Raw genomic sequence first — 20,975 nt, 5'->3', positions numbered from 1 at the left:
CCCTTTTATTTGACCTTTATGCAAGCAATCTGATGAACGGTTGTGCAAGTCGCAGTTTCTAGTGACACCCGATCTGGGTACAGTTGAGCGTCACTCAATCGGGTCAGCTATCTGGCACTTAGCTGGCGTACCACCCTATATGGAGTAGTAAGGCTGCCAAAATGCAAGTTACTGTTAACAATCTTAATAATAATAAATCATAGCTAAAAATACTTACCATCGGCTCTGCCATCCGGAAGAATCTCGAAACCCTCTATCCCCTAGGGCGCGACGAAAGGAGGAAAATTTCTGCAAAGCTTTCGAGAGAGATTATCACGGTTTTCAGTTGAGTGTCGATATTTGGAACCTCACCCCCAGCCTCTCTCCGTTCACGGAGAGGGGAGAAGAGGGAACCCCTCCTCATTTACGGAGAGGAGAATATGGAACCTCACCCCCAACCCCTCTCCGTTCACGGAGAGGGGAGAAGAGGGAACCCCTCCTCGTTTAGGGGGAGACACTAGCGGCAGCAAGGCGGGGCAGGGAATCGGGGAGAAGAGGGAACCCCTCCCCGTAAACGAGGAGGGGCAGGGGTGGGGTTAAAATGTACGGCATCCAATCGAGAATAGCTATCTAGCAATCTATATTTGAGTTGTGAGCCAAGCGATCGCGGACATTCTCCTCAGATGTCGCCCACTGGACGATCGCTTGGGTTAAGCCGTCTAAAGTGTATTCTGGGGCTTCTACATCCACTCGCCCCAGCAGAGAAAGACAGGTTTTAGAAGTTTGAGGACCAATCGAGGCAATACAGACACCTTGTAGGGGCAATTTGTCGATTTCTCCGACTAATTGACCAAAAAATTGCACGGTTTTAGAACTTGCAAAAGTAATCACATCCACTGCTTGTCGCTGGAGGGCATCTAAGGCAGCGGGTGCGATCGCTTCCGGGCACCGAGATTGATAAGCCGCCACTTCGATTACTTCTGCACCTTGGGCGGTTAATTCCTTCACTAAGACTTCTCTTCCACCCGTTTCCACTCTCGGAAAGAGAATTTTCTTGCCCTCTAACGATTCTGGAAAGTATTCAACCAGCGAATCTGCCACAAAAGCTGGGGGAATAAAATCGGGTTGTAAGCCCTGCTGCCTGAGACTCTGGGCGGTTTTCTTCCCGACGACGGCAATTTTGACCCCGGCTAAGGCGCGGGCATCTTGATTTTGCGCTTCCAGTCGTTCAAAAAAGTAATCAACACCGTTGCTGGAAGTGAGAATTAACCAGTCGAAATTGGATAAGTGCGCGATCGCATTATCCAATTCTTCCCAACTGGAAGGAGGAGTAATTTCCAGCGTCGGCATCTCAATCACTGTCGCGCCTTCTTCTTGGAGGCGCAAGCAAAACTCACCCGATTGTCCTGCGGCGCGTGTCACTAAAATCGTTTTCCCAGCTAGCGGTTGGGAAGAGTTTTGAGTCGTGAGGGACGAGGTTTTCTGCGAATCGCTTCCCATAGGTATGTCTGATAAACTCACCCGTGCTGATGGGGTTGAAGATTCTGATGATTGTACGGGCGGATTTAGGCGTCGATCTAAGACGACTGGTGCATCTGGCGATCGCAAGTATTTTCTCAAACCGATGACTTCCCCGATGACAATCACGGTGGGAGAGAGAGATTCGCCCCTAGTTTGCTCAACGATAGTGCCCAGCGTAGCTATCCAGACTTGTTGTTGAGGCGTTCCCGCCCAACGAATTGCGGCGACGGGAGTAGAAAGCGATCGCCCATATCGCTGCAACTGATAGACAATTTCACCGAGATTGCGCCCTCCCATCAAGATTACCAGCGTTTCCATCCGCGCCAGTGCTTCCCAGTCCAAAACATCCGGTTCGTGGGCAGTAATTACCGTGAAACCTCGGCTCATCACCGGATCTGTCAGCGGAATCCCCACGAGCAAAGGTGCTGCTAGGGCTGAAGAAATCCCTGGTACGACTTCAAAAGGACACCCAGCGGTAATTAATGCCTGAATTTCGGAAGTCGAACGCCCAAAAATAAACGGATCGCCACTTTTTAGCCGCACGACTTGCTTTCCCTGCTGACAGTGTTCCACCAGCAGTTGGTTAATTTCGGCTTGCGGTGTGCTGGGTTGTCCACCGCGTTTCCCCACATCCAACTTCAGGCAACTGTCTGGCACCAACTCCAACAACTGGGCATCTACGAGGGCGTCGTAGACTAACACCTGTGCCTCAACAAGCAGATGTTGTGCCTTGACGGTGAGGTAAGCAATATCTCCAGGCCCTGCCCCCACCAGATATACTTTTCCGGTACGCTCAGTCATGATTTAGCTGCGATCGAAGGAATTTGCAGGTTATTTTGGGGCGTCCATTTCCTGGATGAGTTGATCGAGTTGTTGTTGCTCTGTGGTGCCCGTTTTATATAAGTTTCTAGCTTTTTGAAGGACGGCGATCGCTTCCTCAATTTTGTCTTGTTTAATCAGCGTGTCTCCCAACCTCAAATAAGCATCGACATTTTTGGGCGATCGCTCAATCAATTCCCGATATATCGGCGTTGCCTCGTCAATCTTATCTTGCGCCATCAGAGCATTTCCCAACAGCAATCGCGCCATGTCATTGGTGCGGTGTCGCTGAATCACTTGGCGAAAAGCTGCCTCTGCACCTGCATAGTCTTTTTGTTTATAAAGTGCCACCCCTTTTTTAAAAAAGTTTGAAGCGACAAATGTCTTCCCCAAGAAAAAAACCAGGAGAGTCAGACTAATGCCGACGACAGCGACAGCCAGAAAATAAGTTAGTTGAGATGTTTCTGTTTCCACCCTTGGTAGCCCTCCGGCATTTGTGGCACCCCTTTCCTTAAGCTTACCCTGATGAGGGTTTTAACCTTTCTTATGCTAAAAGACAGGCAGCGGGGAAAATCAGATATTCCAAGAAAAAGAGTTTCCAAATAAATTGGTAAAAAGATGCGATCGCGCTCTTATCCTGCAAATCTACACTTCTACTTCGCCACCACAGCAACAAGAGTGCGAATACATGAGTAATTATCAGAAATGTGGAATTAACCGCACTTAGCGATAATACCCCAGCCACAATCATGCCCAGGTAGCAGACCGTAATCACCCAAAGAGATAGATTAAAGACGGCTGGCTTACCGAGTTGAATCGTAAAGGTGTTGATGTTGTACTGCTTATCGCCCTCCATATCGGGGATGTCTTTAAAGATAGCGATCGCAAACGTAAATACCAACACAAACATCGTCAGCGCCCAGACTGATGCCGGAATCACTTGACTTTTTTGCAATACCCAATTGAAGTGTAAAAATAGCCCTAAATTGACAATGACTCCGCGCACGGTGAAAATGCACAGCGCTGCCCAAAAGGAAAATCGTTTTAACCGAATCGGCGGCAGAGAATAGGCTGTACCAATGGCTAAACTAACCCCCACCGTGAACAGTAAATATCGTCCTAGAAGAAGTGCCAACAGCAGCCCCACACTTCCACTAATGGCGACAATAATTTGAGCTTGCGCCCTAGAAAATTCACCAGCAGCGATAGGCAAATGGGGCTTGTTAATCTTGTCAATTTCCACATCTTCGAGCTGATTTAGCCCGACAATGTAGACATTTCCGCCCAGACAGGCAATCCATGCACCCAAAAACTGTTCGACGCTGGTGACGCCCCCGGAAGCTGTTGCAAGCGCGATCGCGTACAACGCCATCACGCTCAGGCTGGTGCCAATAATCGTATGAGGGCGGGAGAACTTCCATAAGGCGTAGAGCCAGGAACCAGTGCGCTGTACAGGGTAGGACTCAGAAGGACTGGTTTTGGGAAGGGAAGACTTTTCAGGAGAAATCTGGCTCATGCGTGCCTGAATGAATACTCAGGCTTGATTTTAAGCAATTTTTGTTCCCAAACGTTATTTCTTAGTCGCGCAGAGCAATCCGAATCGAATCAGACCTTGCTCATAGCCCCGGCTCATTAACCCCAGTGAAAGCGCCGCTTGAATCGTTGTCCATCCGGAGAAAAGCAAACCTAGAACGGCTTTGGGATCGAGCGTCGAATCAATCACGATATCCCAAAATGGTGCGACAGCTTTTGACCAATCTGCCGTGCGAATATTCTCGAACGAAACTTTGCGAGCCAGCGTTTCATATTCTGGCAGCGAAATCACGTAAGGCAAAGCATAGACGCGGTAAATTTCTGCCAGATGCTTGCGCTCATCATCTGTCAACTGTGCATCTGCGCCCCCAACCGGACGATGACACCAGGTTGCCATGAGAAAAGTCCCCCCCGGCTTCAGCACCCGGTAGCACTCCTGCAAGAACTTCTGCTTATTGGGCATATGTTCGCCACTTTCGAGCGACCATACAAAGTCAAAGGAATCGTCAGCGAAGGGCATATTCAGGGCGTCTGCCACCTGGAACGATGTGCGATCGCTTAATCCAGCAACGGCTGCCCGTTCTTTGGCTCTAGTCGCCTGGACGGGACTCAGGGTGATTCCCGTTGCCGTTGCGTTGAATTTTTGCGCCAAGTAAAGAGAACTGCCGCCAATCCCGCAGCCAACATCGAGGATATTGGCGGGGGTAGTCAAGCCTTCCCCGACCTGCACCTCACCCCACTTGAGCAATTCTTCAATTAAGTCAATTTGCGCTTGCCGCCGGTCTTTTTTCAGAGTACCATCAGCGCCATAGTATCCGTGGTGCATATGTTCTCCCCAAATCTGTTCCCACAGACCGGAGGAAGCGTCGTAGAACTGCTGAATTTGCTGATAAAGAGTTGAAGTCATGAAATTTTCAGGCGGTGTTGCTGAAAATTAGCCTACCAGAACTCGGAAAGCAGTAAGCTCTAAAAATACTTTTCCTGATAGACCGCTAGACCATGACTGTTGCCAGAACTATTTGCCTGGGATTTCTTGCTGTCATCACGTTGGGAACGATTTTACTGATGCTGCCATTTTCAATCAGTGACGGCAGTTGGAGCAATCCGGTAATCGCGCTATTTACTTCCACGTCTGCTGTCTGCGTGACTGGTTTATCAGTGGTCGATGTGGGGAAATTTTATTCGTTTTGGGGACAATTGTTCATTGTCTTGCTGGTTCAGGTGGGGGGATTGGGCTACATGACGGCAACGACGTGCCTGTTGCTGTTGCTAGGACGCAAGTTTGGACTGCGAGAGAAGATAGCGATTCAACAATCCCTCGACAAGCCTGGATTATCCGGTGTGCTGGAATTGGTGCGCTCAATTATTGCCACGACGTTGATTATTGAAATAACTGGCATCTTTTTATTGATGTTGGTGTTTGTACCCGATTATGGGTTCGATCGCGGTCTTTGGCTATCAGTTTTTCATAGTGTAAATTCTTTTAACAATGCAGGTTTTGGCTTGTTTTCAGATAATCTGATGCAATATGTGCGATCGCCTTTGCTCAACCTGATTGTCACCGCCTTAATTATTTTGGGTGGGATTGGCTATGAAGTGATTATGGAGCTGTATTTATGGACGCGCGATCGCTTATCCAAGAGTCAAGCTTGTGTTGTCTTTTCTCTCAATTTTAAGATTGCTACCACTACCACTGTGTTTCTACTCATTCTGGGAACAATTCTCTTTTTGTTTACAGAATTCAACAATCCCCAAACCTTTGGCGCACTTGATTTTCCCCAGAAGCTCATGGCGGCTTGGTTTCAATCGGTAACACCTCGAACAGCTGGTTTTAATACCATTGATATTGGGAAATTGACCGAAGCTTCTCTTTTTATTACCATTGCATTCATGTTTATTGGGACAAATCCTGGCAGTACCGGCGGCGGAATTAAAACCACGACGACAAGGGTTTTACTGAGTTCTACTTTTTCAGCATTACAAGGGAAGGAAGAGGTAATTGCTTATCAACGCCAAATCCCGATGGCGCTCATTGTGAAAGCGACTGGGGTTGCGGTTGGTTCGCTTCTGGTGGTCATTGGTTCCACGACTTTAATTGCGCTAAGTGATCCACAGGTGGCGTTTATCCGAATCTTATTTGAGGTTGTTTCAGCATTCGCCACAGTTGGACTTTCTACTGGTATTACAGCGAGTGTTTCAACGTTTGCCAAACTTGTATTGATTGCCACCATGTACATGGGTCGGGTGGGAGTGTTGCTCCTAATGTCAGCCATTCTTGGAGATCCTACTCCCAGCGTTATCCGCTATCCGGAGGAGAATTTGTTGGTAGGATAGCGATCGCATCCCCGAAGCTCCATAAGCTAGAGCCTGAGTAACCTCAAGCTTTTTGTCAGATGTTCATGACAGAATTGCAGCTTGTAGATTAAAAGGTTGAAAGTTAGAAGGTTGGTTTAAACCTGCAACTGTTTTTGACGAATGATCCCTAACTCAATGAGTCAGTCCGGAGTTTATTTGTGAACTTATCATCTTTAAACTTTTTTCGCAGTCTCAGCACTACTAACAAGCATCAATTTGCAGTCATTGGGTTAGGTCGTTTTGGTCGTGGCGTCTGCTCGACTCTACACCATCTAGGCTACGAAGTACTGGGCATTGATGCCGACGAAAAGAAAGTAGCCCAAGTTTTGACCGATCAAATCGCTTCCCATGCCTTGCAGTTGGATTCGACAGAACCTGCTGCGCTTAAAGAGGGAGGAATTTTTGATTTTGATACGGTGATTGTGGCGATTGGCAATTATCTGGAAGCTAGCGTGGTGACGACCCTAAATCTCAAGGAAGGTGGGGTGGCTCATGTGGTGGCGAAGTCGTCCTCAGAAATTCATATGAAACTCCTGAAAAAAGTGGGGGCAGATCATGTGGTATTTCCAGAGCATGAGATGGGCTGTACTTTAGCGCGATCGCTCACTAAACCAGCAATTTTAGATCGGTTCGATCTGGATGTTGATAACAGTATTGTAGAAGTGATTATTCCAGACGATTTTCACGGCAAAACCATCTCAGAATTGCAACTTCGCAGCCGCTATGGTTTAAATCTGCTAGCGGTCAGCCACGATGGCAAATTTGAAATTAACCCTAATCCCAACCGGCGGCTTTATAAAGGGTCGGCAATGGTAGTGATTGGCTGCAACAAAGACATTAATCGCCTACCCATTTAAAAAATTAAAAATTAAACATTAAAAAGATAAGTTTTTAATGTTTAATTTTTAATTCAAGAAGCGCCTAGCTGCTGTAGAACCTGGTTAATCTGGTCAATTTTGTCTGGATTTCCCTGCTGATTGAATAGGGTTTTCGCTTGAACAAGAAAGGGGATTGCCTCCTCGCGGCGTCCAGTTTGTTGCAGGGTTACTCCTAAGTTAAAAAATGCATCTGCCAGAGTGGAATTGATGACAATCGCTTCCTGGTAATTTGCGATCGCTTCCGAAAACTGACCTTGCCGTTGCAGAGCTACGCCCAAATTATAGAGAGTCACAGCATCATTTGGGTTGAGACGCTTGGCTTCCCTCAATGCCGCTGCGGCATCTTTTGCCTGGTTCTCCTTTAACAGCATTGCGCCGAGTTGTTGATACGCTTCGCCATCATTGGGATTGAGACGCACCGCCTGCTTAAATCGGTTGGCTGCTGCTTTGTAGTTGCCTTGCTCGACAAAAATCCGACCCATCTGGTATTGAGCCGCTGCCAAGTTAGGATTTTTAGAAGCCGCTGCATTCAGGGCGTTAATCGCTTGTGTCGGCTGATTTTGCTGAGCGTAAAGTAACCCCAGTTGATATTGAGCATCGGCAAGAGCCGGGTCAATTTCCACTGCTTTTTGAAACTGAGCCATCGCAGCTTCATTTTGATTTTTGTCAACTAACAGCAGTCCCAGATTATAGTGAGCGGCTGCATATTTGGGGTCATTCTGAATTGCTTGCTGATAGGCAGCGATCGCTTCCTGTGTCTGACCTTTTGCCTCTAACGCCAAGCCCACATTATAGTGAGCATCTGCCAACTTAGGATTTAAACTTAGCGCTCGTTCATAGGCAGTCAGTGCGGCATCAGGTTGCCCTTGCTTATATAAAGCAACGCCCAAATTGTAGTAAGCCTCTCCCAAATTGGGGTCGAGACGAAGCGCTTGCAGGTACTCGTTCGTTGCCTTATCAAGCTGTCCTTGCTCGGCTAGAGAATTCCCCAACAGATAATAAGCCATCGCAATGCTGGAATCAAACTCCAGCGCTTTGCGAAGCGCGAGTTCTGCCCCTCGATAGTCTCCGCGATTATATCGCGTCACCCCTTGCTGGAAGTAAGTCGCTGCCTCAAAATCTTGAGTGTATAGACCTTCGACCATCTGCTTAGTATGTACGGGCGACTCAAAAGAGGTTATCTTTTGTCGTCCATACCGCGATTCACCCGCAAAGGCAGTACCGGCACTCGTCAAACCAAAACCGATCAAAGCAGCCGCAACGAGATAAATTCGTTTGTAGTTTTTAACCATATCTAGAAACCCGCACCACTCGCTAATTAGGAAAAAGGCAATTGGGAAAAAGGGAATGAGTTGTTAGTTGCAATTTACCACTGACCAGGGATAGTTGACCATTCCTCATTCCCTTAATTTGTCCAATTGTCATCAAATTGTGGCTTCCGGCAAAATTAGCATCGCATCCCCAAAAGAATAGAAGCGATACCGATGCTTTATCGCCACTTGATACAATTCCAGCAACCGCTGACGCCCCACTAAAGCACCCACCAACATCAGCAAACTCGAACGGGGTAAGTGGAAATTGGTAATTAGCCCGTCTACCACGCGCCACTGATAGCCGGGATAGATAAATAACTCCGTTTTGCCCCTAAAAGCGTGTAATTCCCCATCAACAGCGGCTGACTCTAGCGATCGCACAACGGTTGTCCCCACGGCAATAATCCGACCCCCCCGCGCCTGGGTTTCCCGAATTTGTTCCACTGTAGATATGGGGACTTCTACCCACTCCCCGTGCATTTTGTGGGTGGTAATATCCTCCACTTCCACGGGGCGAAACGTCCCGACCCCGACGTGCAGTGTTACCGAAGCCTGTTGAATGCCTCGGTCTTGCAAGCGTTGGAGCAACTCTGGGGTAAAGTGTAGTCCAGCGGTGGGGGCAGCGATCGCGCCTTGAGCCTGGGCATACACAGTTTGGTACTGTTCCGCCTGAGATTGAGAATCTGTAATGTAAGGAGGTAGCGGTACTTGACCATATTCCTCCAACAAATCTTCAAACCGACTCCCGGCTGGAACATCGAACTGCAATACCCGCCCCCCAGTCGCCTCATCCCTAGACAAAACTGTTGCACTGAATTGATTCGGATTTGGGGATGGGTGCAAATTTTCCTCAGCCCCCAATTTCGGTGGTTCAAACAATATCTGCGCCCCTGGTTGGAGACGCCGCCCCGGTTTTACCAAAGCTAGCCAGCAGTTGTTCTGCTGTTCCTCCAACAGCAACACCTCTACGGGGGTACCCGTAGATTTACGACCCCGGAGGCGGGCTGGAATGACGCGAGTATTATTGAGAACCAGTAAATCTCCGGATTGGAGGAAGTCGGGTAAATCTCGAAAAATGCCGTGGCTGGAGTGATTGGGGGAATCTACCACCAATAAACGCGCACTATCCCTTGGCACAGATGGGTTTTGAGCAATCAGTTCTGCCGGGAGTTCGTAGTCATAACTAGCTAATAACCGCTCGATATCTATACTTTGACTGACGGCTTTTGAATCTCCAGACAGGGGATCGCTGATGGGACTGTCTTCGCTAAATTCTGTCATGCCGTTAGTTCACTGATAAGGTATGGATCAATTTAACTTTGCAGATTGGGTAATAACCCCCAGATCAGAACGGGGGCTTCTCCCCTATCGCAGACTATCTTACTCATAGAGAATGAGAGTTATAGAAGCAGCACGACCTAGACATTAAGAATTTCTCATGGAATACGTCTACTTTTTGGCCAATGCCAGCCTGACACTACGGGTTGTTGAGTATCTACACACAATGCCCCAGTTGCCCGTTCGTTTAATGACGGTGATTCATCAGATTGATGGCTGGGTGATTAAGGTCAAAATGAATAATCATCTAAACTCTCAGCAAGATGGTGACTTCCGGGCGTTCATGAACGAACTGGGAATTCCCTACGACCCTGCCATTCGCCTCCAGATGGCGCTTTGGAGCCTGGAAACCGGCCAGTCCCCCATCGATGTGATGCGTCGCTACCAAGTCGCTGTGGTTTCTCATGGTAGTCCCGATCGGAGCGACATTGAAGCATTCCGCCAACAGTTCACCAAAGGTCTGGGATATTGCCCGGAAACTTTGGCTTAATTAACTGAACGGCTCATCGAAAGCAGACTGAATGTAGTCTTGTAGACTCAACTCATATTCTCTGACGGCTAAGTTTCTCGGTTCCGGTGAAGAAACCAAGGGAGTCTTTGCAGGTTCTGCTAACAAAGGTTCTGATAACAAAACAGTATTGCTCTTAGGAACGCGCTGACATCTGACCAAAGCGACATCAAATCGGCAAGGAAGATTTACTAAATCTGGACGATCTGCTAAAAAAATCTCCGCTGTGCGCCAGAGTTTAGCTTGCTTTTTTGGTGTAATCGCCAGCATTCCATCCGCATCCCAATTTCCCCGACTGCGAGTTTTGACCTCAACAAATATTAAGCAAGAGGACAGGGGAATGGGTAATGAATGCTGTGTTTCTGTCTCGATGTCTCCCCCTACCCTGCTTTCATCTGGGCGTTGTCGCGCAATTATATCAATTTCTCCCCAGCGGCAACGCCACCGACGCTCAAGAATTTCCCAGGCTTGGGAAAGCAACCATTGAGCAACTAGGTCTTCTCCTAAAACACCGATATCGGGATAATGAGATAGACGACGGTTTTCCATCAAATGGAACCAGCATGAAGTTTAGGCTAGATAATCGGATTTCGACAATTTTACTCAGTTTATTACTGGTAGCGATCGCAATTGCCTCTTTTGGCGCGATCGCATCTCCCGCTTGGGCGAACGACTACAACAAAGAATTTTTGATTGGTGCAGACTTCTCCGGCAAAGAGCTAACTGACTCCAGTTTTACTAAAGCGAATCTCCGCAATAGTAACTTGAGTCATACGAATTTGCGGGGGGTTAGTTTCTTCGGGGCTAATCTGGAAAGCGTCAATTTAGAAGGAGCCGATCTCCGAAACGCAACTTTGGATACAGCCCGCTTGACCAAAGCTAACTTAACGAACGCCGTTTTGGAAGGGGCGTTTGCCTTTAACACTAAGTTTGAAGGTGCGATTATTGATGGAGCTGATTTTACAGATGTGCTGCTTCGTCAGGATGTCCAACAACAGTTGTGTAAGATAGCGTCTGGCACCAATCCCACGACTGGACGGGAAACCCGCGAAACTTTGTTTTGCCCCTAATCCTTTGCAATCGGTTGTATTGTTTCACTCAGTATTTTTCACTTGGTTGTCACTTAGGGTTCAATACAAATTCTCTAGGGACACGGACGGCATTGCCGTGTCCCTAACGGAATTCTCTGCGCTCAAAAAGGGCTAATTAACCGTAGTGTTCAGACTGGGTGCATCAGCGATTGGATTCGCGATCGCTGATGGGCGCAAGCGATCGCCATAAAGAGCCAGTGCATTGCCGCTAAGCAATAGTTCTAAATGCTCTCGATCATAATCGGCAACAGTTGCAGCATCCTTGACACAGTCATGGAGTACGCCATCCCAGTGCCCATAATCCCCAGAGAAGCAAGCCAGATGTTTGCCAATTTCTCCCATCGCAATGTGAAGATAAGCAGGGCCTGGATCGTCTGATTCAAAGGAAGTAAAGATTTGACCCCGCTCGAAGTATTCCAAGGGATCTCGATGGCGGAGATCGTAATGCTCATAAAGACTTGCATCCTCAATCTGAGACGGGTCATGCTGAGCATTCCACAGCAGATCGAAGAGGTTTTTTGCCTGACTAATCAGGTTGATATTGTTGTGGGTGCCTCTTTCCTGAATCATCAGCTTGGTGAATTCCATCAGGGAAGGACGATAAGGATGCTTGGGGTCAAAGTCACGGATGCGTTTTTCCCAATGCTCGTGGAAAGCATGGGCAAGATCCGGCACCCAACCACAACCGCCTTCTAAAAAACCAACCCGCAGGGAAGGGAATTGCTCAAACGCGCCATCAAAAACCATCCTTGCCAAAGCCAATTGTTGCTGGTTTCGCTGCACAAAAATGTGCGTCAGGACAAAGGTTTCCACATGATCGGCAATTCCCCCCACCATGTAAGATCCCGGCCCTCCGTGAATGCCAAGACCAATATCCAAATCGGCTGCTGCTTGCAGGATCGGGCGGAAGTCAGGATGGCTAATCGCTTTACAGGTGCGAATATCCGGGAAAGCTTGGGGCGCTTTCGGATGGGGGATTGGGAGGTTTGGGGCAACGGCGACGCTAATCATGCCCAGTTCGTTGATGCAGCGGTGCATTTCAGCTACAGCGGCATCTACATCCTGTAGAGGCAAGACACCAATGGGTTTGAGTCGGTTATCATAACCCCGACAGTCATCGGCAATGTAGTTGTTGTAGGCACGGCACAGAGCGATCGCAAAGTCTTTATCCAATAAGCTAGAAAAGACTAAGTTGAGCGTGCCGTAAATTACCTGGATATCAATGCCTTCTTTATCCATGTGTTCAATCCGCACGCGATTGAACATTGCCCCCAAGGTTGTATCTGGATGCAGGTTGCGAAAGCCACCTTTCCCCAGTCCCTGAGGCTGCGGGAACATCCGCATAAAGTCGTTTTTACCCGTTGCCGGATTAAAGTCTACGATTCTCGCCCGTTGGTCGCCCAGACTATCAATCGCTAAACCGATGCGATCGCGATACTCTGGCTCTAGATAATCCCGCATTACTAAAGGATTTTCTATCTTATGGGCATCTGCATCAATTACCAGTAGACCTTGATACATGAACACTCCTTAATAATTTGCTCAATCGTTACCTGCAAATAAATTCCAGGTTTTCAGGGCGTCGGATAGAAGCCTGCCCCGATGAAGACACAATGTTTTTAATTGAATACTCGCCTTGCGGCTGAAATTTAATTCAACGCTTTCTGCTTGCGATTCAAGTATGTCCAAACTTGGCGCAGACCAAACCAGTTCTCAAAAGACCACATGAGGGAAACTAGGATGGTAATGCCGGGGTACTTGACAAAAGCCGGGTGATTCTTCTCGAAAACAGCATGACCGCCCAAGGCGAATACTTGGGTTAGGACTAAGCACACGAGCGTTAACCGCCAATCATAAAACAGAAAGACCACGGCAGCGATCGCTAGCACATTAGTCAAGTGGTGCAGAAACTGGTTGATGGGATGCTGATGACTCGCAACAAAGTGGGCTTTAGCCTCCTGGAAGTAGCTCAAAGTAATTCTCCTGCGGTGAAACCCGAATTTGTCAAACTCAAAGCGTTGTAGGAACGATATCACTAAGTCTCTTGCGAAAGTCAGAGAAATTAGAATTTTTTTAGGTTGCTTTAACCCAGGTTGGACAATTTCCCCTTGGATGGCAGCTAGGACATTCCTACCGCCACCGGAGTTGCAAATAACCCCGTGGCTGTTGACTCAGTTCCTCTTCGCCCAGCCATTCTACTGGCTTGTAAGTGCCAAAAACCCGATCCCACCAATCCACCGCCAAACCAAAATTGTGATGCCACATTCCATACTTGTGATGCACGTAGTGAACTGGCATCTTCATCCAGAAGCACTTGGTGGGGTTTTCGTGCTGTAGCTGATGGGCATAGGCTGAAAATGCAGCATAGAATAAGCCACCGAGGAACCAACCGATTCCAGCCTCCCACGAGTAGAAAAACATCAGGCACATTACCAGCAAACTGCCCTTGACATAGTCTCGAAACTCCCACAGCACCCCCTGTCCTTCGTTACGACGGTGATGATCTCGATGACGTTCGCCAATCCGAGGCGAGACGTGCATCAAGCGATGTAGCCAATATTCCACTAAACTTGCCAAGATAAACGCCAGAGTAAAACAAGCGATTCCTACAGAAAGCTTTGCTAATAAGCTCATAAACTCTATTCCTCACAGTTTTTCTGTATCGCGACGCACACCTAAAGGTTTTTGCTCCGATTTGATTGGCTAGGACGCTTACATCCTATGGGAAATCTTGCTAATTTTTTGTTTTCTGTTGCGGCTGCCTAGCGCGATCGCTAAATTTAAAAAAGTATAGGGTAATGCAAATATCATTCCACAAGCTGCACGCCATCGACTCCAAGAGAACACGGCTCGTGATGTAGGATATATCCTCCAGAAACGATTGACTGCACACACCATTTCATCGCCCAATCCGATGACTTCATGCCACCAGCCGGCAGGAATATAAAGGGTTTCACCTTGCTCAAGGATTACTTCGCGTTTATGCTGGAGTGCTTCCTTGAATTTTGGCATTGTTTTAAAGTCGGGGTTTTCCAGATCCACCTGACTAAACCAAGAACGCAACTTCAATCCGTGGCGCAAATGAATATAAACCGGAAATGGATAGAGATTATAAGTGTCTGACGGTGGAAAAAATATCACTTTTTTAGCACCATGTAGTTGCATTAGTGTGCCGTCCACTGAGTCATAATGTAAGCCTGAACTATGACCTCCCGGAGCCACATAAATGTTCATTTCACTCGCAGGCTTCGTTAAACCAAGGCGGTTTCCAATATCTTTTAAAGAAGGTGTATCAGCAAGCGGGGTATTTTTGAGCGGACATTTTCCTAAATTAATGTCATTTTCATGAGCCTGATGGTTACGCAACATCTCTGCATATTCTGTGAATGGCATACTTTGCAGATTAACTCCACTTCCGATGCTTTTCCATTTGCGTTTTTCTTCTTTTTCCCTCGCACGTCCTGGATTTCGGAAGATTAATTCTTGATTGCCAAATTTTTCACATAAATAGTCTAAATCCCAGTCACCTTCATTCTTCAATAAGCCTGTAATGATAACTGGGGTTCCGGGTTTTCGATATTTTTCAAAAAATGTGTCTGGCGTTATTGAGGATATGTCCACTCGTTCGATTGGAGCAACCTGATTTTCAAGCTCTATATTCAACTTCTTTTCCGCTTTAGTTTCCATTCCTATTTCCCACCAATTTCAGGTTAATGTTTCTTAACTAAAAAATTTAGTTTCCATTGCTACAAAAAACAAAAATTAAATATTAATGACAATCAATAGAAAGTTTTAGCATTTTATTTGGAGAAAAAGAAAAAATCTGCTTTAATCGACTAGTTATTCTTGCTAACGGATACAATGCACTGATGGCAAATATATTACTGCCACTTTTGACGACGATTGCTGAACGTGCTAGGGCGAATTTCGTGAAGAAAACTCGCCAAACTTCGGCGGTACAGGAGCAGTTATTAAGGGAAGTATTGCAAGCTCATAAAGATACCGAATTAGGTCGGAAATATGGGCTGAGAGATATCAAAACAATCGAGCAATTTCAACAACAGATTCCAATTCTGCCTTATAGCAGCTATGAACTCTATACTGAACGCATTGCTCAAGGTGAAAAAAATATTTTAACGCCAGATCCGGTCGTTTATCTCAATACGACCAGTGGATCGACGGGAAATCAGAAATTAATCCCGGTGACTCAGCGATTTCAGAACTCGTTGGGATGGGCGAATCTGACTTGCATCGGCTTTTTAGGTGAGGCGCTGCGTTCGCGAAGCGTGCGCGAAGCGCGTTCGCAAGATCGAAAATTTGGCAAACTGTTAGTCACCAACACCGCCCAAATAACGGGACGTACCAGTGGCGGGATTGAGTATGGACCGGGAGGTACAGGCGTCCTCCGCATGGGCAAATTTCTCTACGAACAACTCTTTGCCCATCCTTACGAAACCCTACAAGCAGCGGATAGTATCACCCGCCATTATCTTTGCTTCCTATTTGCTCTGCGCGATCGCTCGATGCGCGGAATGGGAGCCAATTTTCCCATGCTCATCCTGCGAATCTGCAACTATTTAGAGCGCTACGCGGAAGATTTGATCCGGGACATCGAAACCGGAACCATTGCCAGTTGGTTAACACTCGAACCGGAACTTCGAGCCAAATTGGAACGGCAATGGTCAGCAAATCCAGGTCGCGCCGCTCAATTGCGTGAAATCTTAAAATCAGAGGGACGGCTTACCCCAAAACTAGCATGGCCTGAGCTATCTTTTACCGCCACCGCGCGGGGAGGAACCTCAGATTTTTACTTTGAGCGATTTCCCAACTACTTTGACGACATCCCTAGCTTTGGTGCCGTCTTCGCCTCCGCTGAAGGCACCTTTAGTATTTACCACGACCTCAACAACGATGGCAGCATCTTAGCCATTGAAGCAGGCTTTTTTGAATTTATCCCGCAAGACCAGTGGGAAGTAGAGCATCCCAAAACCTTACTCGCCACGGAAGTAAAGGCGGGAGAACTGTACCGGATTCTGATGACCAACTATAGCGGCTTCTACCGTTACGATATTGGTGATGTTGTAGAAGTTCTGGGCTTTTACGAGCAGGCTCCTCTGATTGTATTTCGTCACCGTCGAGGCGGGATCTTGTCTTCCACGACGGAGAAGACGACTGAATTTCATGCCACTCAAGTGATGCAAAGCCTCCAACAAGAATTTGGCTTGCCATTAGAGGATTTTTGTATCACTTTGTCCGAAAATGAGTTCCCCGCCCATTATCTAGTGAATATTGAACTCGTTAGCGGTCATAGTTTGAGCGATCGCCTCGCTTTTTTAGCAAGCTTTGACCGTAAACTCAAGGAAACGAACGTTTACTATCAATCCAAGCGCAAGGATCAGGTGCCTCCTCCCCGACTGCGGATTTTGGCGGCTGGCAGCTTTGCCAAAGTTCGCCAACGTCAGGTGGAAAGGGGAATTCCAGATTCTCAATTGAAATTTCCCCATATTAGCGAGGATCGGAATTTTCTGGCTGGACTGGAAGTGGAGCAAGAGGTTAGGCTTCCAGAGGATCGCGCTTAAATTTGTTTTTGCTGCCCCATAAAAGCAGCAATCCTGCCACTATCGAGACACTTGCTGCCCCATAAAAAATCCCTGGCAACCCGCCATAATTAATCGCTGGTCCCAGTAGAATCGGGGACAGGAACTGTCCGAGGAAACCGGCACCCGTTCCGGCTGCCAGCACGCTAGACCGAAGCCCAGAGGGGGCGACATCGGCTAAAGCGCTATAGAGGTTGGGTAGCGCAATCCCAAATCCCACACCGAAGAGTACCGCTGTTAACAAAATCCAGATGAGTTGGGACAGTAGTGGGATGGTTGCCAAGGTTAATGCCATCAGCGCAAATCCGGTTGCGGTCGCTCGATTTAAACCGAGTCGCTTCGCTAACCTCTTAGCGGCAAAAGCTGAGACAGCGGCTGCCCCAATTGCCCGCGATGCCAAGACAATCCCATTCAGAGATGCCCCTGCCCCAATCGTTGCCTTGAGGTAAAGGGGTGCGTAAATCACGACGGCATACATCGCCACTGACGCTAAGCAAAGGGTGAGTAACAACTGCAAAGCGTGGGGTCTTGTCAGGATTTTGCTCAGCTTTTGGCTGGAATCGGTGGCGCGACCTTTAACCTGATTCGGCTTTTCTTTCAACATGAAAGCAGCCAAAAACGCCAGTGGCAGCCCAAGCCCATACAGATAAAAAGCATATTGCCAGTGAGTGGCACCAACCCAGCCTCCTAAGAGCGGAAAAGCAATACCCGTCAGGGTTAGGGTACTGGTCGCGTAACCTAAAGCTTGCGATCGCGCTTCGCCTTCATACATATTTCCCAGCAAGCCCAGACTCGCCGCCGCAATCCCCCCACTCGCGATACCCAGCAACCCCCGCATCACTAACAGCGGCGTCAGAGTTTGCATAAAAGCTCCTGCGATGCCGAACAGAGCGTAGAGAATTAGGGAAGGAATGAGTACCCGCAACCGACCGACTCGATCTGCCAAAATCCCTAGTAGTGGGCTAAATAGGGCAATTGTCAGGCAGTGTAGGCTCACCAAGTTACCGGCAAACGCAGGATCGAGGTGAAGTTGTTGTACCATTTCTGGCAAAATTGGCGCAATGACTCCCCCCGTCATGGTCGTCAGGGAGCCTGCTGCCAGCAGCACTAACAGTCTGCGATCGCCCAACATAAGCCAGAAACCTGCAATTTTTGGTCATCATAACCTAGATAGGTGGAACCCAACTTATTTCGGGCTGTTCTGGGTGATGGGTGATTCATCATTTGAAAAATCCCAAAAGACAAAACAAATTGATATTGACTTATCGGTTGCTAGGAAGCTAAATATTGTCACAGAAACAGGCAACAGAGGCACAATTCATGGAATTGGCTACGACTCTAACCAGCCAGACAGTTCAGAATGCTGTCCGAGAGGTGGGCATCAACGGAAATCACTGGTATCCGGTTGGGTGGGCAAGCCAACTGAAGCCCGGTGAGATTATGCCTGTCGTCATTTGGCAGCAAGCGATCGCAATTTTTCGCGATACTCAAGGGAATCTCCATGCCTTAGAGGATGCTTGCCCTCACAAAGGCATCGCACTGCACAAGGGCACCGTTCAAGGGTGTAACTTAGCGTGTGCCTATCATGGCTGGGAATTTGACGGTGAAGGTCATTGTGTCAGCATTCCCTATCTTCCCGACACCCAAAAACTTCCCCGCGCCCAAGCCCGCAGTTATCCAGTTCAAGAAAAATATAATCTTATCTGGATCTTCCCTGGCGATCGCGCCCTCGCCACCACCTGTCAGCCGCCGGATATCCCTGAATTTGACGAGCCAGATTGGTTAATGGTGCCAGTGAGTGCCCACTTCCAAGCCCATTTTTCCATCTGCAATGAGAACACGATGGACGTTTTTCATGGGTTTCTGCACCAAAAATTGCAGGGTTGGTTCGATCCGGTGCTAACGAGTCTGCGGGAGACAGACGCGGCAGTCTGTGCCGAATACAATGTTTCCTACAAAGGTCGCATGGCTCAGTTTCTCGGATTGAGCGATCGCGCTGACCAAGTCACCACCTTACCGATCTCGATTCAGTATCGCTACCCACATTTTTATACCGTTCTCCAGGGAGTTTCCGCCCTATACTTGATGCGATTGCCCGTCGGCTTAACGGAGAGCCGCTCTTTTGCCTTCTTCTTTTTCAAAGTCCGCCTGCCCAAATGGGTACTCAACCCGCTCAGACCTTTGTTGCAAAACCTGCTCCCGCGCTTTGTGTTGTTGAAATTTCTCGCCCAAGACATCGAGATGATCGAAAGCGAGCAGCGAACCTATTTAGCCGATCCCCAGCGACGTTATGTAGAAATAAATCCAGCGATTATTGCGATTCAGCGGCTAATTGTCCGGCAATATGAGAAATTTGTGCAAGAATCTAGTCAATCGCAAAACAATCATCAGGGGAAGTCAGAAAAGTCTATTTCTTTTGCTGAGGCGAATGCCCTTCGCGCACACTCCGCGAACGCCAGAGAGCCATCTGAACTAACCCAAGAAAATTCACTCGGATGAAGGCAATCTTAGCAGCGGTGTATTCTCTAGCCCTTTCTCAGGGTTGCGGCTCCCAAGCGAGCTGGAGCCATGTATTCATAAACACTATGAGGTCTTCTTCCTTCGGACGTTTCGTCAGACCTGGATAGCAGAAACCGAGTCTGGCAAATATACTGTTGAGCCAGAGGCGATCGCCGATCTGGTAAAAGCTGAGAGGAGTCAACTTGTGCAAATTGTCAAAGAATATGTCCAGCATTGGTACGAGAGCGGACTTGACCCCGATGAATATATCTGTCATGAGAAGCAGGGGAATACTGTCGAGATTGAAGACACGGCGACGGGTGAGCGTCAAACCGTTCTCAGCTTCTGCACCAATGATGTCTTAGGGTTAGTTCAGGAAGAAGCCGTTAAGCAAGGTGCCATTAATGCCATCCTGAAATACGGAACGTCAAACAGCTCCTGCTCCGTCCTAAGCGGTCGAATCGATCTGCATCGACAGCTAGAGGACGAGATTTCAGCATTTAAGCATCTGCCCCATACCCAGCTATTTCTGAACGCTTGGATGGCAATGCAAGCCTTAATGGATGCCTTCTGTCACTTGGCAATTCCCGTGCCGGGATTTCAGAACACCCGCGAAACTCTAATTCTCACCGATGTCCTCAATCATGGCTGCATTGTCTCAGCCGTCGTTAATGCCGGGACTCGTTCCGGAAAAGTATTTGGTAATAGCCCCCGCACCCGTGTAAAAGCTTACCGCCATTGTAATGTCGAGGATTTAGCGCGGAAACTGCATCGATATGCCCGACCCGGCGATCGCATTCTGGTTGTATCCGATGCCGTATTCTCAATGGATGGGGATATCGCGCCGCTGCTAGACATGATCGGGGTCCTGCAAAAATACGAGGGCAGCGTGCTGGTGATGGATGAAGCTCATGCCAGCGGTGCCATTGGAGCCACAGGAAGAGGGATCTACGAGCATTTTGGCATTTTGCCCAGTTATGCGATTGAGCGGGGTGTCGTGCCGCTGATTATGACAACTTTCTCTAAGTTTGCCGCCTCAGCAGGAGCCGCCATTAGCAGCCATGTCGCGGAGCTAAAACCGCTGCTGAATGTTTCGCCCACCTCAATTGGAACCATTTCTTTACCGCCACCCATCACCGCTGCTGCCTTAGAAAGCATCCGTATCGTTCGCCAACAGCCAGAACGAGTCCAAAAGCTTCAGGAAAATACCCGATACTTGCGATCGCGCTTAGCTGAAAATGATTTTGCCGCAATTGGCGAGACAAACGTTGTCCCAGTCATTTTACCGTCAGAGATTAATCCCAAGGTCTTTGGCAGACAACTTTTGAAAGATCGCGGTCTCTGGGTCTCTCCGATTTGGTTTATTGCCAAACCCCGCCTACGCATTACCGTCAACGCTCTCCACACTCAAGAGGAAATGGATCGTCTGGTGGCAGCGATGGTAGACATTCGGGACTTGTTGTATCAACCAACCATTAGTGCATAGCAATACCAGGCTTAACCTGACACTTTTGCCGCAAGACTAGCTGTTTGCTTAACCCCCT

At 48.1% G+C, this 20,975-nt stretch carries 19 protein-coding genes; 7 read left to right on the top strand and 12 right to left on the bottom strand.

What is annotated here, in order from left to right; genetic code table 11:
* Positions 1–609 precede the first annotated feature (609 nt).
* From cobA to H6H02_RS00890, 4 genes are all read right to left on the bottom strand, one after another.
* Positions 610–2,301, bottom strand: coding sequence for a uroporphyrinogen-III C-methyltransferase (cobA, locus tag H6H02_RS00905; protein WP_190813736.1), 1,692 nt, complete (start codon positions 2,299–2,301; stop codon positions 610–612).
* Between the two features lie 30 nt (positions 2,302–2,331).
* Complete coding sequence (locus H6H02_RS00900; protein WP_190813734.1) at positions 2,332–2,793, bottom strand: tetratricopeptide repeat protein; 462 nt, start codon at positions 2,791–2,793, stop codon at positions 2,332–2,334.
* A gap of 70 nt (positions 2,794–2,863) precedes the next feature.
* Positions 2,864–3,835 (bottom strand): homogentisate phytyltransferase, encoded by a 972-nt coding sequence (locus H6H02_RS00895; RefSeq protein ID WP_190813732.1) that lies wholly within the window; start codon positions 3,833–3,835, stop codon positions 2,864–2,866.
* Positions 3,836–3,889: 54 nt separating this feature from the next.
* Positions 3,890–4,759: a methyltransferase domain-containing protein gene (locus H6H02_RS00890; RefSeq protein WP_190813729.1), complete on the bottom strand. Its 870-nt coding sequence runs from the start codon at positions 4,757–4,759 to the stop codon at positions 3,890–3,892.
* Positions 4,760–4,851: 92 nt separating this feature from the next.
* On the opposite strand from H6H02_RS00890, the gene H6H02_RS00885 reads away from it, so the two are divergent.
* Together H6H02_RS00885 and H6H02_RS00880 are read left to right on the top strand one after the other, a co-directional pair.
* Positions 4,852–6,186, top strand: a complete 1,335-nt coding sequence (locus H6H02_RS00885; RefSeq protein ID WP_190813727.1) for a TrkH family potassium uptake protein — start codon at positions 4,852–4,854, stop codon at positions 6,184–6,186.
* 179 nt (positions 6,187–6,365) lie between these two features.
* Positions 6,366–7,064 (top strand): NAD-binding protein, encoded by a 699-nt coding sequence (locus H6H02_RS00880; RefSeq protein ID WP_190813725.1) that lies wholly within the window; start codon positions 6,366–6,368, stop codon positions 7,062–7,064.
* Between the two features lie 53 nt (positions 7,065–7,117).
* Here H6H02_RS00880 and H6H02_RS00875 read toward each other — a convergent pair whose 3' ends face one another.
* Both H6H02_RS00875 and queA read right to left on the bottom strand, forming a co-directional pair.
* Positions 7,118–8,377, bottom strand: a complete 1,260-nt coding sequence (locus H6H02_RS00875) for a tetratricopeptide repeat protein (RefSeq protein WP_190813723.1) — start codon at positions 8,375–8,377, stop codon at positions 7,118–7,120.
* Between the two features lie 132 nt (positions 8,378–8,509).
* Complete coding sequence (gene queA / locus H6H02_RS00870; RefSeq protein ID WP_190813721.1) at positions 8,510–9,679, bottom strand: tRNA preQ1(34) S-adenosylmethionine ribosyltransferase-isomerase QueA; 1,170 nt, start codon at positions 9,677–9,679, stop codon at positions 8,510–8,512.
* 157 nt (positions 9,680–9,836) lie between these two features.
* On the opposite strand from queA, the gene H6H02_RS00865 reads away from it, so the two are divergent.
* Complete coding sequence (locus H6H02_RS00865; RefSeq protein WP_190813719.1) at positions 9,837–10,226, top strand: hypothetical protein; 390 nt, start codon at positions 9,837–9,839, stop codon at positions 10,224–10,226.
* Here H6H02_RS00865 and H6H02_RS00860 read toward each other — a convergent pair whose 3' ends face one another.
* Positions 10,227–10,793 carry a YraN family protein gene (locus tag H6H02_RS00860; protein WP_190813717.1) on the bottom strand — a complete coding sequence of 189 codons (567 nt, stop codon included), beginning with the start codon at positions 10,791–10,793 and terminating at the stop codon, positions 10,227–10,229.
* Positions 10,794–10,807: 14 nt separating this feature from the next.
* Between H6H02_RS00860 and H6H02_RS00855 the strand changes: the two genes are divergently transcribed.
* Positions 10,808–11,314 (top strand): pentapeptide repeat-containing protein, encoded by a 507-nt coding sequence (locus tag H6H02_RS00855; RefSeq protein WP_190813715.1) that lies wholly within the window; start codon positions 10,808–10,810, stop codon positions 11,312–11,314.
* 132 nt (positions 11,315–11,446) lie between these two features.
* Here H6H02_RS00855 and H6H02_RS00850 read toward each other — a convergent pair whose 3' ends face one another.
* The 4 genes from H6H02_RS00850 to H6H02_RS00835 form a co-directional block, all read right to left on the bottom strand.
* Positions 11,447–12,856: an amidohydrolase family protein gene (locus H6H02_RS00850; protein ID WP_190813713.1), complete on the bottom strand. Its 1,410-nt coding sequence runs from the start codon at positions 12,854–12,856 to the stop codon at positions 11,447–11,449.
* Between the two features lie 128 nt (positions 12,857–12,984).
* Entirely contained in the window at positions 12,985–13,308 is a 324-nt protein-coding gene (locus H6H02_RS00845) for an Mpo1-like protein (RefSeq protein ID WP_190425116.1), read from the bottom strand.
* Between the two features lie 157 nt (positions 13,309–13,465).
* Complete coding sequence (locus H6H02_RS00840) at positions 13,466–13,969, bottom strand: sterol desaturase family protein (RefSeq protein WP_190813710.1); 504 nt, start codon at positions 13,967–13,969, stop codon at positions 13,466–13,468.
* A gap of 78 nt (positions 13,970–14,047) precedes the next feature.
* Positions 14,048–15,022 carry a cupin-like domain-containing protein gene (locus tag H6H02_RS00835; protein WP_190813708.1) on the bottom strand — a complete coding sequence of 325 codons (975 nt, stop codon included), beginning with the start codon at positions 15,020–15,022 and terminating at the stop codon, positions 14,048–14,050.
* 182 nt (positions 15,023–15,204) lie between these two features.
* On the opposite strand from H6H02_RS00835, the gene H6H02_RS00830 reads away from it, so the two are divergent.
* The gene (locus H6H02_RS00830) at positions 15,205–16,914 is read left to right on the top strand and encodes a GH3 auxin-responsive promoter family protein (protein WP_190813706.1); all 1,710 of its coding nucleotides are present in this window, start codon (positions 15,205–15,207) and stop codon (positions 16,912–16,914) included.
* On the opposite strand, the gene H6H02_RS00825 is transcribed toward H6H02_RS00830, so the two are convergent.
* Positions 16,889–18,064 carry an MFS transporter gene (locus H6H02_RS00825; RefSeq protein ID WP_190813704.1) on the bottom strand — a complete coding sequence of 392 codons (1,176 nt, stop codon included), beginning with the start codon at positions 18,062–18,064 and terminating at the stop codon, positions 16,889–16,891. The genes H6H02_RS00830 and H6H02_RS00825 overlap by 26 nt on opposite strands.
* A 188-nt stretch (positions 18,065–18,252) precedes the next feature.
* Here H6H02_RS00825 and H6H02_RS00820 point away from each other — a divergent pair, with 188 nt between their 5' ends.
* Both H6H02_RS00820 and H6H02_RS00815 read left to right on the top strand, forming a co-directional pair.
* Complete coding sequence (locus tag H6H02_RS00820) at positions 18,253–19,431, top strand: aromatic ring-hydroxylating dioxygenase subunit alpha (protein WP_190814203.1); 1,179 nt, start codon at positions 18,253–18,255, stop codon at positions 19,429–19,431.
* Positions 19,432–19,636: 205 nt separating this feature from the next.
* A complete protein-coding gene (locus H6H02_RS00815) occupies positions 19,637–20,917 on the top strand; it encodes an aminotransferase class I/II-fold pyridoxal phosphate-dependent enzyme (RefSeq protein ID WP_190814201.1) in 1,281 nt (426 codons plus the stop codon).
* Positions 20,918–20,975 lie beyond the last annotated feature (58 nt).

The organism is Coleofasciculus sp. FACHB-1120 (assembly GCF_014698845.1).
Classification (GTDB): domain Bacteria; phylum Cyanobacteriota; class Cyanobacteriia; order Cyanobacteriales; family FACHB-T130; genus FACHB-T130.
This window is presented reverse-complemented; position numbering and strand designations above follow the sequence as displayed.